This is a genomic window from Lactonifactor sp. BIOML-A5 (assembly GCF_009677585.1).
GTDB lineage: Bacteria > Bacillota > Clostridia > Lachnospirales > Lachnospiraceae > Lactonifactor.
The window spans coordinates 162525-179020 of sequence record NZ_WKYV01000001.1 but is presented as its reverse complement, the minus strand read 5'-3'; the positions used below and the strand labels follow the sequence as shown (position 1 = coordinate 179020).

The following is a 16496-nucleotide window of genomic DNA, read 5'->3' as shown; positions in this document are numbered from 1 at the left end:
CACAGAATGCAGGAAAAATTAATAGATATATTAGAAAGAATTTGTGAGGATGAGGTTGTGAGGGAGGATCTGGATCTGGATCTTTTTGAGGCAGGTTTGCTGGATTCTCTGGGGTTTACAGAGCTTCTGGTGGATATTGAAGATACCTTCGGCATTGTTATTTCCCCCTCAGAAGTAGAAAGAGAAGAGATGGCAACCGCCAATAAAATTCTGGCGCTGCTTGCCGAGCGGGGCTGATATGAGGCGGGTGATCGCATTTTTTACGGCCCTTGTGTTTTTTGGAGCGGCTGTTTTGGGGATGCATAGGTACGGGAAGTCACAGCTTGAGGCAGAACCCTCGGCAGTGGGAACCTGGACCAGTGAAGCAAAATTCAAATCGTGGGAGGCGATCCGAGAGAATGTAGATGAGAACACTATGGTAGTATTCGGATCGTCGGAGCTGGAGCACGGCAAGGGCACTCCCTTTCATCCGGAAGCGGTATTCTCTGGTCAGGAGTTTCATACCATGCTGATAGGAGCCGGATATTATCAAAGTCTGTCTCACGCAATTACCCTGTCAGCCATTGCCCCGGCGATTCAGAACCAAAAGGCAGTGCTGATTCTCTCCCCCCAATGGTTCCGAAAAAAGGGAGTGCCTTCCAAAGCATATGCGTCCCGGTTTTCGGAGTCCAGCTATGTGGCTATGCTGAAAAACAAAAATCTTTCTCAAAAAACAAAAGATTATATTGCTCAGAGGACCATTACACTTCTGGAAGAGGATCCGAAAACTCAGGAGAGGGTAAAATCCTACAATAAGATATACTTAAAAAAGAAGGGCAGCCTGCCGGAGCACCTTTACTGTGCCCTGTATTCCGGTTTTATGGATGAAAAGGCAATGCAGACAGCTGTGGCCGGAATGAAAGCAGACGGGATTTCCAGCGGAAAGGGTAAGCCGTCCGGGAATTCAGCCATTAATTTTGAGAGGCTGAGGGCTGAAGCGGAGGCAGAAGGGGCAGAGGAGACAAAGGGTAATGAGTTTAATATTAAGGACAAATATTTCAGCAAACTCCAAAAAAAGGGGGTAAAGAAAAGGGAAAATTCAGGCACCAAAAGCAGCTACAGCAAATCTCCGGAATATGATGATCTGAGGTGCTTCCTGGATGTTTGCAGGGAGAATGGAATTACGCCTCTCCTGGTAAATGTTCCTGTAAATGGCTGGTGGTACGATTATACAGGGTTTTCTAAGGAGAAAAGGAACGAGTACTATCAGAACATCAGGGATATTGCAAAAGAGTATCAGGTAGTACTGGCAGATTATTCGGATAGAGAATATGAAAAATATTTTCTTGAAGATACCATGCATTTGGGATGGAAAGGATGGGTTGATGTGAGTGAAAGCATTTATAACTTTGCAAAACAAACTGAAAAATAGCAGAACGTTAAGGTTTGCGGCAGAGGTTCTGTTTTTTTTGATGTGTATGCTGATACTTTACGCTTACCTCCTCTATGCAGACTTGTCTACAGCGCCGGAATTTATATACAGCCAATTTTAATGGGATGAAAAAAATATTATTTTATCATACAAATATGAGAGAGATATTGAAAAATATTTTCAAGCATGATATGCTGTCCTTATAAAGCGTGAAAACGTGTAAGATTAAGGAGGCTGGGCTATGGTAGAAATTAGTTGTATTGAAAAGATTCGGGGAAAAGAAAAGCTGTTGACTAACACTGAAAAAAAAATAGCAGAATATGTTCTGAACCATTACGATAAAGTTTTAACTTATAATATTACTGAGCTGGCAGAAAGCGCAGGCGTCAGCGATGCTTCTGTCGTTCGCTTTTGCAAAAGCATCGGCTACAAGGGATATCAGGATTTTAAGATAAATGCTGCGAAGGATGTGCTCCCCAGGGAAAAACATTTTAATCCCAGTATTGAACAGTTTGATGATGTGGAAACAATCTGCAAAAAAATCTTCAGTTCAGAGATTACAGTACTGAACCGTACACTTGCCGGTTTGGAGAGAGGAACTCTGGAAAAGGTTGCAGATATGATTCGCCAGGCAGATAAGATTGTCTTTTTCGGCAGCGGCGGAAGTCTGCTTGTTGGCAAGGACGCACAGCATAAATTTATGAAAATAGGAATCCGTACTTATGTCTATGAAGACATTGATATGCAGCTGATGGCTTCTTCTTTGTTAGAAAAGGGGGATGTTGCCTTCTGCATATCCCACTCGGGCAGTAATTATAATGTCCTGAACTGCATGAAAAATGCCGAAAGCAAGGGGGCAGGTACTATTGCTTTAGTCAGTCAGGGGAAGACACCCCTATCCAAGACCGCAGATGTGGTTTTGTATACTGCTGCAGAAGAGACCATGTTTAAGTCTGAATCTGTGAGCACAAGGATAGCGCAGCTGGCTATGATTGATGTGATAGTGGCAATTATTGCATTTTCTGACTATGACAAGTCTTATGCAGCTATACAGGAGACCAGGGAGGCGACTTCTCAGAATAAATTTTAGGTCAGTAGGTCGTTCATTGCATGGTACAAATTCCGGACATACAGGAAACAGAAGTAAGAACAGCAGGTATCTGCAGCCATTGGAGTGCTGCTGCCTGCTGTTCTTACTTTTATTTCCTGCGTATCTGAAAGCTGTGTTTCGAGGCTTCTGGGAAGGAGTCCCGGAAATTCTTAAAGGTAAGAAATGTGAAAAAAAACTACAAAAATAATAATAGATAAGAAAAAATAAATTCAAATATATTGTAAAAAAGTTTCAAGCATATACATAAAAACCTAAAAAACCCCCATAATTATTCCTAAACTGTGAAATTACACAAAAAATCAAATGGTATTTGAAAAAATATTACAAAAATAAAAAATACTATTGAAAAAAGTTTTCAGAAGTGCTATGATTCATTCATAGGAACCTAGGAAAATAAGAACAGAATAAGGAAGATAAAGGAGTGGTTAAAATGAGAGCAGTTGTCCTAAACGGCCCGAATGATTTTAAAGCTGCGGAAGTGGAAAGGCCGGAGATTGGTGACAATGATATCCTTCTGCAGATGAAAAAAGCAGCTATCTGCGGAACGGATATGCGCATACTGGCAGGTACTAAGACAAAAGGGGTGCGTTATCCTTCCATCATCGGTCATGAAATGTGCGGTCTGATTTGTGAGGTTGGCAAGAATGTGAAAGGCTTTGAAGTAGGAGAAAAGGTATCTATTGCAAATGTAATCCCCTGTCATTCCTGTCACAGCTGTCTGACCGGAAGAGAAAATGCCTGTATGAACAGAAAAGCAATCGGATATGAGTTCGACGGAGGCTTTGCGGAATATGTACTAATTCCTGGCATTGCAATTGAGAGCGGTAATGTGGTGAAGCTTCCTGAAGATGTTTCCTTTGAAGAGGGCGCATTGATAGAACCCCTTTCCTGCTGTATCAGAGGCTTGAAAAATGCAGGAACAGGATTTAACGATTCCGTATTAATTGTGGGGGCAGGTCCCATCGGACTGATGCATCTGCAGCTGTCCAAAATTGTAGGAGCTAAGAAAGTAATTGTAAGTGAACCGATAGCTTCCAGAAGAGAAAAGGCGGAGAAGCTGGGAGCTGATCTGGTGATTGACCCCACAAAAGAAAACCTGGCTGACATAGTAATGAGAGAAACGGACAGTCTGGGAATGGATGTAATCGTGATGGCCATCGGTGTCCCGGCAATCATCAATTCCACCTTAAAGCTCTGCCGCAAGGGCGGAACCGTAAACTTATTTGCCGGATTTGCCGGAACCGGGGAATCTACCATTGAGGTAAATACCATCCATTACAATGAAATTAATGTAAACGGCAGTACGGCATACAAGAGAGAAGATTATTTTGAAGCAGCTGATATGGTGAAAAACAAGAAAGTTAATTTGAAAGAAATTGTGACACATACTTTCAAAATAGATGATTTCCAGGATGCATACGAAGTATGCAAAAGCGGTTCTGGATTAAAGGTACTCATAGAACCGTAGACAGAATTACAGCGGTATGTATAAAATTTAGTTTACATAAAAAGGAGAATAATTATTATGGCAATGTTAGGAAAAGCAGTAAGAATGAGCAGACTTGTGAACCCAAAGAGCAATAAGATGATGGCTATCACCGTAGACCATGCAATTTCCAGAGGTATTGCTCCCATGAAAGGCCTGCAGCCCATTCAGGATACCATCAATAAAATTGTTGCCGGCAGACCGAATGCTATGACCATGACAAAGGGGATCGCGGAACACTGCATGTGGGAACATGCGGGGGAGACTTCTATCTTATTAAAATGCTCCAGCTATTCACCTGTGCATCCAACAAAAGATATTGCGTTCGGCACTGTAGATGAGGCTATCCGCATGGGTGCGGATGCTGTCTCCATCGGGGCTATGACACTGGGGGACTTCCAGGATGTTCAGTTTGAAGAGATTGGAAGATTTTCTGAAGAATGTATGAGAAAAGGAATGCCTTTAATCGGACATGTTTATCCTAAAGGGGAATCTGTTCCCAAAGATCAGCAGACTGCCTGGGAAAATATTGCATACTGCTGCAGAAGCGCTGCGGAATTAGGAATTGATATTATTAAAACAACTTACACGGGAGATCCCGATACTATGGCAAAAGTAGTTGACTGCTGTCCGGCAAGAGTCGTGATTCAAGGCGGAGATGCTTGTAAGACCTTAGATGACTACCTGAATATGACAAGAGAAGCGATGGACTGCGGGGTAGGTGGAGTTACCATGGGAAGATTCGTATGGGATTATCCGGATATCACAGCCCTTGTGATTGCGCTGAGATACATTATTCATGAAGGATACAGTGTAAAAGAAGCAAAAGAACTGCTGGCTCAGTTGGAAAATGACAAAAACTACGATCAGTTCTAAGAAAATCTAACAATACCACGGCTGCGGTAAGTTAGAATAAACCATAAAGTAAGATAGAAAGCATAGGCAGGTGTATATATGGAAGGCAGATTGTTGCTCGGGGTTGATGTGGGTACAACTAGCATAAAAGTAGCTGTTATAGATGAAAATGCAAAGGTGCTGGGGATCAGCAGCAGCCCCTACCGGATGATTACACCAAATCAGGAGTATGCACAGATAGACACGGAAGATATGTGGCAGTCTTATTTGAAATGTCTGCGGCTTCTGTTTGAAGAAAAGGAAATTGAGCCCTCCAGGATTGCAGGTATCAGTATTTCCAGTCTGTGCCCTGGTCTGGCAGCCATTGGTGAAAATGGGAAGATTCTTGTGGATCCCATTATTTATTCCGACAGAAGAAGCACAGAGGAAGCAGAGATTATAAAGGCAGCCGTTGGCGAGGACAGACTGTTTGAGATTACAGGCAATACAGCTATGGCCGGAGCAATTTCCGGAACTTCCATGTTATGGATCAAAAGGAATCTTGCGGACATCTATGAGAAAACAAAGTATTTTGGCCATGTGAATACTTTGATGGCCTTTAAGATGACCGGAAAATTCGCCATTGATTATTCGAACGCTTCCTACACGGCTCTCTTCGAGACGACCGGGGGCCTGAAATGGTCCGGGTTCCTCTGCGACAGGATTGGAATTTCAATGGATAAGCTTCCGCCCCTCATGGGTTCCACCGATGTTGTGGGAGGGCTGAATGAGGCCGCGTTAATAGAACTGGGGATTCCCGCGGGAACGCCTGTAGTGATTGGAGGTGCAGACACCCCCTGTGCGACTCTGGCGGCGGGGGTGACCAAAGGCGGGGATGTGTGTGAATCCGTCGGCACCACCAACGTGCTCACTATCTGTGTGGACGAGCCTAAATTCGACAGAAGCTTTATCAACCGATGCCACGTTGTGGAGGGAACCTGGATCTATCAGGGTGCTATGTCCCATACTGGTGCTTCCTATCAGTGGTTCCGGGATGAGTTTTGCCAGGATCTGCTTGAAAAAGCAGCAGGAAGCTCTAAAAAGGCTTTTGATATGATGAATGAAGAGGCATCCCGGGCGAATCCCGGATGTGACGGGGTTGTTTTCCTGCCCTACATGATGGGTGAGAGAAGCCCTATCTGGGATCCCTTTGCAAGAGGGGTGTTTTTCGGAATCTCTCTTCATACAACCAGAAAAGAAATGAACAGGGCTATTATGGAAGGCTGTGGATACGGCCTGCGTCAGATGGCAGAAATTGCAGAGAAGGTGACCGGCAGAAAGATTACAGAATTCTCTTCCATAGGCGGAGGTGCAAAAAGTGAAGTGTGGGCTCAGATTAAAGCAGACATAACCGGCAGGAACATAAAGATTTTGGATATAAATGATATGGCTCCCATCGGCGCAGCACTCCTGGCGGGTGTGGGTGCGGGCGTGTTTCAGAATATCTATGAAGCCTCTGAAAAGGTAGAGAAAAAGGTTTACAAGGAAGTAATCAGCAGCCGGAAACATGATGAGGTGTATGAGAAGCAGTATACGGTTTATACGAGACTATATCCCCAAATAAAGGACTTATATAGAGTGGGAATTACTATATAGCAGAAGCCGTGGGAGCGCTGCCAGGAGATATTTGATTCTAAGGAAAAGACTGGATAACTTAACGCGGGGAAGCACCGGCAAAAAGTTTTGACTGTTTCTCCGGGAAATGAGGGAAAGATATGAAAATTGTTATATTAGATGGTTACACAGAGAATCCAGGGGATTTGAGCTGGGAAGGGTTTGAAGCACTGGGGGAGGTTACGGTATATGACCGCACTGCTCCGGAAGAGATTGTAAGCCGCATCGGGGATGCAGAGATTGTAATTCTGAATAAGGTTCCCATTACAGAAGAAACCTTAAATCAGTGCGGACATATCCGCTATATCGGAGTGCTGGCTACAGGATATAACGTAGTGGATGTGGATGCCTGCAGAAAAAGAGGGATCCCTGTGTGCAATATTCCTACTTACGGGACCGCTGCCGTAGGTCAGTTTGCAATTGCTATGCTTCTGGAGATCTGCCATCATGTGGCACATCACAGTGATGCAGTCCATGAAGGCCGTTGGGAAAGCAATCCGGACTGGTGTTTCTGGGATTACCCTCTGATTGAACTGGCAGACAAGACCATGGGGATCATTGGATTCGGGCGTATCGGACAGGCTACCGGACGTATTGCCAAAGCCTTGGGGATGCGGGTCATTGCCAACGATGAATATCCCAATGCCAGCGGAAAAGAGCTTGCGGAATATGTGCCCAGAGAGCAGCTTTTTGAGGAATCAGATGTGATTGCACTCCACTGTCCGCTGTTCCCGTCAACTGAGGGAATGATCAATAAAGAAAATATTGCTAAGATGAAGGACGGCGTGATTATTCTTAATAATTCCAGGGGGCCTCTGATTGTGGAAGAGGATCTTGCAGATGCGCTGAATTCAGGCAAAGTATATGCGGCAGGGCTTGACGTGGTGTCTGCGGAACCGATCCAAGGGGATAACCCCCTGCTGAAGGCGAAAAATTGTATTATCACCCCTCATATATCCTGGGCTCCCAAAGAGAGCAGACAGCGGCTGATGGATATAGCTGTGGAAAATCTGAAAGCATTTTTAGCTGGAGAAAGTGTAAACGTTGTCAATCCATAAATAAAATAAATGAAAAGAGCGGCGTCCGGAAACAGAAATCCTGTTTCAGGGACGTCTTTTTATGGGTCTGCATAAGAGCAAATTGTAAATTTTCCATAAAAGAGTATAATAGTATATAGAATACTTGCTGGAAGGTTGAACTATGAAAGGATTATTTAAAACAGAGGAGCATGATTTTACCCGGGGAAGTGTGGCGGGCAATATACTCAGGCTGGCCATTCCTATGACGCTGGCGCAGTTTATTAACATGCTCTACAATGTAATTGACCGAATGTACATAGGCAGGATTCCTCAGGCGGGCCCCCTGGCTCTTACAGGAGTGGGGGTGGCATTTCCTATCATCACAGGAGTCACAGCTTTTGCAAATCTCTATGGAAGCGGGGGAGCGCCGCTTTGCTCCATTGCCAGGGGACATAAAGAGGAGGGGAAGGCAGAGGAGATCATCGGAAATACGTTCTCGCTTCTGGTAATCACCGGAATTCTCCTTACAGTAATATGCCTTCTCGTGAAAAAACCGGTGTTGTATGCGTTTGGGGCCAGTGACATCACATTCCCATATGCGGATGCGTATACCAAAATCTATCTGCTGGGCAGTGTATTTGTTATGATAAGCCTGGGGATGAATGGATTCATTAATTCCCAGGGATTTGCGGAGATTGGAATGGGGACAGTTCTGGTAGGGGCGGTGCTGAATATCATTTTGGATCCTTTGTTTATCTTCGTCTTTCACCTTGGGGTGGAGGGTGCTGCCATTGCCACAGTGCTGTCACAGTTTGTATCGGCAGCCTGGGTGCTGAGATTTCTCACTGGAAAGAAGACACTTTTAAAGCTCCGGATTCCAAATCTCCGGCTGCGCCTCACCATGGTAAAGGAGATTGTGGGGCTCGGTCTGTCCGGCTTCTGTATGTCCTTTACAAACTGTGCGGTTCAGGTGGTGTGCAATATCACCCTCCAGGCTCACGGCGGAGATGTCTATGTAGGAGTTATGACAATTATCAATTCTGTGCGGGAGATACTGACAGTGCCTGTGATGGGCTTTACCCAGGGGGCGCAGCCCGTACTGGGTTATAATTTCGGAGCGGGAAAGTATCAGAGAGTGAAATCAGGAATCAAGTTTATGTCTGTCACCTGTATTGTTTATACTACCGTAATGTGGGGGATTACGCTTCTGCTTCCGGGGGGATTCATCCGCCTTTTTAACGGGAGCGAGGCTATGTTTTCACTGGGAATCCCGGCTATGCAGGTATACTTTTTTGGCTTTTGTTTTATGTCTCTCCAATTTTCCGGGCAGTCAGTCTTTACTGGGCTGGGAAAAGCAAAGCAGGCAATTTTCTTTTCACTTTTGCGAAAGGCAGTAATCGTAATCCCTCTGACGATTCTCCTCCCATATGTGGGAAATCTGGGGGCCATGGGTGTTTTTCTGGCAGAGCCTGTCTCAAATTTTTTGGGAGGAACTGCCTGTTTTGTAACTATGTTGTGCACGGTCTGGCCGTCGCTCTCAAAGGCATGTGCGGAACCATAAATAATATGGTTCCGGGCATGCTTTTATTTAGTTGTCTAATTAATAAAACATGCTTTTTTATAAAAAAAGTGTAAATAAAAGATTTTTCTGTTGCATATCGGTAAAAATAGGTCTATTATATGTTAGTCGGCTAACAAATATAAAGGATGTGCATATGATAAGGAGGTGGAAAAATGGAGGAACAGGATACTCTGGATAATAACCTGCAGAGGATGCTTTTAAGGATCTCACATCTCTATTTTACAAAAATCTATCAGCAGATGGATGGGATCGGAATACATCCCGGACAAATCCCTATTATTAAGTTATTGGGATATAAGGGAGAGCTAAGCCAGAAGGAGATCTCACAATCTCTTCATATAAAGCCTCCGACTGTGGCAGTTTCCATTAAGCGTCTGGAGAAGTCAGGTCTGATTGAGCGAAAGCCTGACGCCAGGGATCAGAGAGTTACAAGAGTAAGCCTGACAGAAAAAGGATACCATATCTACAGGACAGCAATGAAACAGATACAAAACAATGAAAAAATTCTTTTTCAGGGGTTTACAGAGAGTGAGAAGTGTCTGTTCGCCCGTTTTTTTAAGCAGATAGAAGAGAATCTGGAAAGACTACCTGTAGATGACACCATAAAAACAGATTTTATGTGCGGAAAGGAATAAAGATATGTTGAAGATGTTTCGATACCTGAAGGATAAGTGGCATTATATTGTCTTGATTGTTGCCCTGCTTTTCCTTCAGGCGGTATGCGATTTATCCCTGCCGGATTATACTTCTAAGATTGTAAATATTGGGATTCAGCAAAAAGGTGTGGAAGATGCAGTTCCGGAAGAAATCAGGGAAGAAACCATGGATAAATTATATTTATTTATGGATGATACAGATCAGAAGACAGTTGCTGAGTCTTATGAGCTAAAAGACGGTATTTTCCGTTTGAAAAATATCAGCGAAGAGAAGAGAGAGAAGCTAAATAACATATTCGGTGTTCCCATGCTTGCTGTCACAGGACTCTCCGGAGACACGGATGAGGTAAAGGCTGTAAAGTCTCAGATGGGGCTGGGGGAGGAGGCAGATATCTTTCAGGCTTTGTCCCAGATGCCAAAAGAGCAGCTGAAACAGATGATGGGAGCTATGGCGGATAAGTTTGAAAAAATGCCGGAATCGATTGTTACCCAGACTGCTGTTGTATTTGTGCAGGATGAGTATGATGCCATGGGCAAAGATGTGGGTCAGATGCAGATCCGGTATGTACTTATGTCAGGCCTGAAGATGCTGGGTCTGGCGCTTCTGGGGATGGCTGCTGCTATCTGCGTCACCTTTTTATCCTGCCGGGTAGCCGCAGGGCTGGGCAGGAATCTGAGAAATCATGTTTACAGAAAGGTTATCTCTTTCTCGGGAAGGGAGATGAACCAGTTCTCTACGGCATCTTTGATTACCCGCAGCACCAATGACATACAGCAGATTCAGATGGTTATGACTATGCTGTTCCGAATTGTGCTCTATGCTCCTATTTTGGGAATGGGAGGCGTGCTGAAGGTCCTGCAGTCCGATGCAGATATGACTTGGATTCTGGGGATTGCTGTGGTTTTAATTGTGATCGTTGTGGGACTGCTGTTTAAGATTGCAATGCCCAGATTTACCAAACTGCAGACTTTAATTGACAGGCTGAATCTGGTAACCAGAGAGATTTTGACGGGGATTCCTGTCATTCGTGCATTCAGTACAGAAAAGCACGAGGAAGAACGTTTTGAAAAGGCAAATCTGGAGCTGACCAGAACGAATCTTTTTGTCAACCGGTGTATGACATTTATGATGCCCATTATGATGCTGATTATGAATGGTGTTACGGTCCTAATCGTATATAACGGGGCTCATGCAGTGGATGCAGGCACTATGCAGGTGGGAAATATTATGGCATTTATGCAGTATGCCATGCAGATTATTATGGCATTTTTAATGATTACCATGATGTCTATTATGATACCCCGTGCCAATGTTGCGGCAAAGCGTATCAATGAAGTTCTGGGAACAGAGGTGTCAATCAAGGATCCCATGCAGCCGGAACATACTTTGGAGGACAGAAAGGGTGAAGTGGTATTTGACCATGTATCCTTTGAATATCCGGGGGCAGAAGAAAAAGTTCTGAACGATATTTCCTTTACCGCTAAAAAGGGGCAGACGGTTGCCTTTATCGGCAGCACCGGCAGCGGCAAAAGTACTCTGGTGAATCTTATCCCCCGCTTTTTCGATGTGACAGAGGGAAGTATAACCGTGGACGGCGTGGATGTCCGCAGACTGTCCCTTAAGGAGCTGAGAGGGAAGCTGGGATACGTTCCACAGAAGGGAGTGCTTTTCTCAGGAACCATAGATTCTAATATCAGATACGGAAGAGAAGAGGCTACGGAGGCGGAAGTACAGAGGGCTGCAGAGATTGCACAGGCCTGGGACTTTATCAGTGAGAAGGAGGAAAAGTTGGATTCTCCTATTGCTCAGGGGGGAACCAATGTATCAGGCGGGCAGAAGCAGCGTCTTTCCATAGCCAGAGCTATTGCAAAAGAGCCGGAGATTTATATCTTCGACGACAGTTTTTCAGCGCTGGACTACAAGACGGATGTTGTTCTTCGAAAAGCACTGAAAAAAGAAACAAAGGACGCTACAACACTGATTGTAGCACAGAGAATCAGTACCATTCTGCATGCAGACAATATTATCGTACTGGACGATGGATGTATTGCAGGTCAGGGTACCCATAAAGAGTTATTAAAAACCTGTGACGTATATAAGCAAATCGCCATGTCTCAGCTGTCAGAGGAGGAATTAGCCAATGAGTAATCCAAGAAGAGGCCCCATGGGGGGACACGGCAAAATGGTGCCGGGAGAAAAGGCAAAGGACTTTAAAGGCACCATGAAGAAACTGATGAATTATATGAAGCGCTATAAAATCCGTATCTTTATTATGCTGGTATTTGCGGTGGGCGGAACTATTTTTAATATAGTGGGACCTAAGATTCTGGGTAAAGCCACAACGGAACTGATGAACGGCCTGATGGGAAAAATCAACGGGACCGGCGCCATTGATTTCAGCAAAATAGGAACCATACTGGCCACAGTACTCTGTCTGTATGCGGTGAGTTCTGTCTTCTCTTTTGTACAGGGCTATGTCATGTCAGGGATATCCAACGATGTCACGTACTGCCTTAGAAAAGAGATCTCTCAGAAGGTTAACCGGATCCCTATGAAATACTTTGAAAGCCGTACCCACGGAGAGATTCTATCCAGGGTAACTAATGATGTAGATACGCTGCAGATGAGCCTCAACCAGAGTATTACCCAGCTTATTACTTCAGTGACTACTCTGCTGGGCGCGCTGATTATGATGCTTAGCATTAATATCTGGATGACTTGTGCAGCCCTGCTGATTCTGCCGGTGTCTATGATGATTATAGGAAAAGTGATGAAGCATTCACAAAAATATTTCCAGGCGCAGCAGAGATATCTGGGAGAAGTAAACGGTCAGGTAGAGGAGATCTACAGCGGCCAAAATGTGGTGAAGGTATTTAACAAAGAAGATGCTGTGGTAGATGAATTTGAAAAGACAAATGATAAACTGTATGACTCAGCGTGGAAATCCCAGTTTTTCTCCGGAATGATGATGCCTATTATGCAGTTTGTTGGTAATCTGGGGTATGTTATGGTCGCCCTTTTGGGAGGTTTTCTTACCATAAAGGGAAGTATTGAAGTAGGAGATGTGCAGGCATTCTTCCAGTATATCAGAAACTTTACGCAGCCTGTACAGCAGATTGCACAGGTAACCAATATGCTTCAGTCATCTGCAGCAGCGTCGGAACGTGTCTTCGAATTTCTGGAGGAAGAGGAGGAAGACCAGACAGTAGATCAGCCTGCAGATATTGCAGATGTTGAGGGAAATGTTGAATTTGATCACGTATCCTTCGGCTATCATCCGGAGCAAATCATTATACACGACTTCTCTGCAGATATAAAATCAGGCCAGAAGGTGGCAATTGTGGGTCCTACCGGGGCCGGAAAAACCACTATGGTAAAACTTCTTATGCGTTTTTATGACGTGAATACGGGTGAGATTAAGGTTGACGGCCACAACATCAAGGACTTCAACAGAAGTGAGCTGAGAGAGCTTTTTGGCATGGTTCTTCAGGATACTTGGCTTTTCAACGGAACCATACTGGAGAACATCCGATACGGACGCCTGGATGCTACCGATGAAGAAGTAATAGAAGCTGCAAAAGCGGCACATGCACACAGATTTATCATGGCCCAGCCAGATGGCTATCAGACCATTCTGGATGAGGAAACCAGTAATATTTCTCAGGGGCAGAAGCAGCTGTTGACCATCGCGAGAACAATCCTTGCGGACAATAAGATATTGATCCTAGACGAGGCCACATCATCTGTAGATACCCGCACAGAGGTGAGAATTCAAAAGGCCATGGATAATCTCATGCGGGGAAGAACCAGCTTTATAATCGCCCACAGGCTCTCGACCATCCGTGACGCAGATTTGATTCTGGTCATGAGGGACGGAGATATCATCGAACAGGGAACACATGAGGAATTGCTGGCGAAGGGCGGATTTTATGAAAATCTCTACAACAGCCAGTTTGAAAAGGCGGAGGCGGTATAGAATTGGGGACGTGTTCTTTCTAGGAAGAACACGTCCCAATTTAAGATCGGCCTGTCCCATTTTAAAATGGACCTGTCCCTTTTTCCCGCACAGCTATGAGATACTAACGTTAGCGCACTGCTTTCATTATAAGATTGAGAGAGGATTAGTTATGGATAATAATATGATTTCCAGAAGGGAAGCATATGAAGAGTTACTGGAAAGTGTAAAAGCTTGTAAGGCCTGCCGGGATCGTCTGGATCCCAGCCCTGTTATCTGGGGAAACATTGACGCAAGGATTATGCAAATCAGCCAGGCCCCTTCCCTGAAGGTTCATCAGACCCAAAGACCCTTTAACGATGCCAGCGGAGTGAAGCTCCGCCGGGAGTGGTATCAGATTTCTGATGAGATGTTTTATGATCCCTATAATTTTTATATCGCGTCAATCGGCCGCTGCTATCCGGGAAAGACACCTGGGGGAAGTGACAGAAAACCGCCCAGGAAATGTGCGGATCTCTGGCTTGGAAAAGAGATGGAACTGGTCAATAATGAACTGTACATTTTGATTGGCGGATGTGCGGCAGCTTATTTTTTTCCGAAAGAAAATTTTTCTGAACTGGTTTTCCGGGATCTGGAGATAAACGGCAGACAGACCTTTGTACTGCCCCATCCATCTCCAGCCAACAGGAGATGGTTTCTAAAACATCCTGAATTTATGGAGAAGAGGGTTTGTGAGGTTGGAGAGGCTGTGAGGCGTATCTGCAGGAAAAAACCGGCATCCCCGGAGGCGTAAAGCCCCTCAGGGAATCCCGGTTGTGACCGTCGGGTTGCTCTGACTGTTAAGGAACTCGGAGCACCTGGCCCGGATAAATGAGATTAGGATTACTAATTCCATTCAGGTCTGCCAGGTATGAAACTGTGGTTCCGTATCTCTGCGCAATACCCCATAGAGTATCTCCTCTTTGCACCGTATAGACGGCAGCCGAATAATTCCGCTCAGGGATTTCCAGCTGCTGGCCCGGATAGATGAGATTGGGATTGGCAATGTGGTTCAGCGCTGCAATCTGTGAGACGGTAGTGCGGTATCTCTGTGCGATTCCCCAGAGAGTATCACCCCTTCGCACCGTGTATCTGATGCTCGCAGATTCTGTGGAAGAACGATCCTCCACCGGTATTCGAAGAACCTCTCCGGGGAAGATGAGGTTAGGATTGCTGATTTGGTTTTCTTCCACAATGGATGAGATTGTGGTATGATAAAGTCTTGCAATCCCCCATAGAGTATTGCCTGGCTTTACCGTATAGATGGCATTGGTGGTTCTGGAGGGAGGCATTGCTGGGTGGGGAGTTACCTGTCCGGAGCTGCTTAAGTACATCTCTTCCGTATACAAGTCTCTGTCTACATATCCCTGTATACCAGAAATCTGTCCACGGGAGGTATACTGCCATCCGGCCCAGGAATCCCAGTTTACGGAATCTCTTGGGGTGCTGACCCCGTATTCTGCCACCCAGAGGGGATAGGAAGTGATTTCCCCCTGAAATATATCTGTGGCGTCGTAGGCATTGCTGTATACAACAGCCTCCCTGCCGCCGATCTCCTCCAGAGTCTGAATAAAGGTTAAGGCGATATCATTGATTTCAGAGACAGAAAGCCCCTGCAGATCTTCAAAATCCATGGCCAGCCGATAGTCAAAGTCCTTGCCCTGTATAGTATTTACAAAAAAATGAGCCTGGTAGGCAGCCTGAGAGACTGTGCGGGCAGTGACATAGTGATAAAAACCAACGGACAAGCCTGCAGCTTTTGCGTTGGAATAATTTTGCTCGAAGTATGGATCTATATAGGAACTGCCCAGGCTGGAGCGAATATATACGCCTTCAATGCCGGAGTCAGCCACTTGTTCAAAATCAATATCGCCCTGATACATACTTACATCAATGCCCTCATGGGTATCCGATGAGGGAGGGAGCGCAGCGACGGATACAAGAGAACAGCAGGGCAGCAGCAGTAAAAAGCAGAAAAAAACAGTAATAAATTTTTTTAACATAGCATAGAATACTCCTTTTTTACTAGCATATGGCATAAAAAAGGAGGTGTGCGCGGAAAGGAGAGAAAAGATGAGGCTTAATCCACCCTGTTTACCTGAAATGCTGGAGTCTCTGGGAACAGATTTTAAAAACCAGATGATGCGGGCAAAGGAGGAAGAGACAGATATTCTTGAAAAAAGTATCGCAGATGTCTGGGAGGAAGAAGAAGATTTCAGCAGAATTTCATTTGCAAAAGTTGTGTTTAAAAACTGTCATTTCATGAATTGTTTGTTTGAAAGAACCAGTTTTTTAGACGTTATTTTTCTGAATTGTGATTTCTCAAACAGCAATTTTACCGATGCATATTTTCATCGATGCAGGATAATAGGAGGGAAATGGATGGGGGTAAATTTACATCATTCTGTGCTGAAACATACAGAAATTACGGATGGAAATTTTAAACTTTCTAACCTGGATTCCTGCAGATTTGATCATGTTTCTATCTGTGAAACGAGTATGGAACATGGGAATATTACCGCCTGTAAAATGAAGGATATTCAGGTTCTTCGTACAGATTTTACCCTGGCATCCTTCTTCAAAACTCCATTGAAGGGCATTGATTTTACTGAATGTACTATAGACAGAATCACTGTATCGGAGGAGCTTTCTGAACTAAAAGGAGTCATTATAAACCCATATCAGGCAGTAGAATTAGCTAAGTTATTAGGGGTGATTATCAAATGAA

14 protein-coding genes are annotated in these 16496 nt (G+C 44.7%); 13 read left to right on the top strand and 1 reads right to left on the bottom strand.

The window, feature by feature from the left end; genetic code table 11:
• The first annotated feature begins 6 nt into the window (after positions 1–6).
• The 12 genes from dltC (at position 7) to GKG41_RS00710 (ending at position 14522) form a co-directional block, all read left to right on the top strand.
• Complete coding sequence (gene dltC, locus GKG41_RS00765; protein WP_072848237.1) at positions 7–237, top strand: D-alanine--poly(phosphoribitol) ligase subunit DltC; 231 nt, start codon at positions 7–9, stop codon at positions 235–237.
• Between the two features lies 1 nt (position 238).
• Positions 239–1411: a D-alanyl-lipoteichoic acid biosynthesis protein DltD gene (gene dltD, locus GKG41_RS00760; RefSeq protein WP_154256370.1), complete on the top strand. Its 1173-nt coding sequence runs from the start codon at positions 239–241 to the stop codon at positions 1409–1411.
• Positions 1412–1652: 241 nt separating this feature from the next.
• Positions 1653–2501 carry a MurR/RpiR family transcriptional regulator gene (locus GKG41_RS00755; RefSeq protein WP_072848233.1) on the top strand — a complete coding sequence of 283 codons (849 nt, stop codon included), beginning with the start codon at positions 1653–1655 and terminating at the stop codon, positions 2499–2501.
• A 451-nt stretch (positions 2502–2952) separates the two neighbouring features.
• Positions 2953–3990: a zinc-dependent dehydrogenase gene (locus GKG41_RS00750; protein ID WP_072848230.1), complete on the top strand. Its 1038-nt coding sequence runs from the start codon at positions 2953–2955 to the stop codon at positions 3988–3990.
• A gap of 57 nt (positions 3991–4047) precedes the next feature.
• Positions 4048–4884, top strand: a complete 837-nt coding sequence (locus GKG41_RS00745; protein ID WP_072848228.1) for a fructose-bisphosphate aldolase — start codon at positions 4048–4050, stop codon at positions 4882–4884.
• Between the two features lie 78 nt (positions 4885–4962).
• Positions 4963–6498, top strand: coding sequence for an FGGY family carbohydrate kinase (locus tag GKG41_RS00740; protein WP_154256368.1), 1536 nt, complete (start codon positions 4963–4965; stop codon positions 6496–6498).
• A 119-nt stretch (positions 6499–6617) separates the two neighbouring features.
• Positions 6618–7574 carry a D-2-hydroxyacid dehydrogenase gene (locus tag GKG41_RS00735; protein WP_072848225.1) on the top strand — a complete coding sequence of 319 codons (957 nt, stop codon included), beginning with the start codon at positions 6618–6620 and terminating at the stop codon, positions 7572–7574.
• Positions 7575–7716: 142 nt separating this feature from the next.
• Positions 7717–9096 carry an MATE family efflux transporter gene (locus GKG41_RS00730; protein ID WP_072848223.1) on the top strand — a complete coding sequence of 460 codons (1380 nt, stop codon included), beginning with the start codon at positions 7717–7719 and terminating at the stop codon, positions 9094–9096.
• 173 nt (positions 9097–9269) lie between these two features.
• Complete coding sequence (locus GKG41_RS00725; protein ID WP_072848221.1) at positions 9270–9752, top strand: MarR family transcriptional regulator; 483 nt, start codon at positions 9270–9272, stop codon at positions 9750–9752.
• Between the two features lie 4 nt (positions 9753–9756).
• Positions 9757–11922, top strand: a complete 2166-nt coding sequence (locus GKG41_RS00720; RefSeq protein ID WP_154256366.1) for an ABC transporter ATP-binding protein — start codon at positions 9757–9759, stop codon at positions 11920–11922.
• Complete coding sequence (locus GKG41_RS00715; RefSeq protein WP_154256364.1) at positions 11915–13750, top strand: ABC transporter ATP-binding protein; 1836 nt, start codon at positions 11915–11917, stop codon at positions 13748–13750. Before GKG41_RS00720 ends, GKG41_RS00715 begins: the two co-directional genes overlap by 8 nt.
• 151 nt (positions 13751–13901) lie before the next feature.
• Positions 13902–14522: a uracil-DNA glycosylase family protein gene (locus tag GKG41_RS00710; protein ID WP_226902863.1), complete on the top strand. Its 621-nt coding sequence runs from the start codon at positions 13902–13904 to the stop codon at positions 14520–14522.
• Positions 14523–14568: 46 nt separating this feature from the next.
• Here the strand turns inward: GKG41_RS00710 and GKG41_RS00705 are convergent, their stop codons facing one another.
• The gene (locus tag GKG41_RS00705; protein ID WP_173015481.1) at positions 14569–15771 is read right to left on the bottom strand and encodes a LysM peptidoglycan-binding domain-containing protein; all 1203 of its coding nucleotides are present in this window, start codon (positions 15769–15771) and stop codon (positions 14569–14571) included.
• A gap of 70 nt (positions 15772–15841) precedes the next feature.
• Between GKG41_RS00705 and GKG41_RS00700 the strand changes: the two genes are divergently transcribed.
• On the top strand, positions 15842–16495 hold the full coding sequence (locus GKG41_RS00700) for a pentapeptide repeat-containing protein (RefSeq protein ID WP_072848216.1): 654 nt from the start codon (positions 15842–15844) through the stop codon (positions 16493–16495).
• The last annotated feature ends 1 nt before the right edge of the window (position 16496 follow it).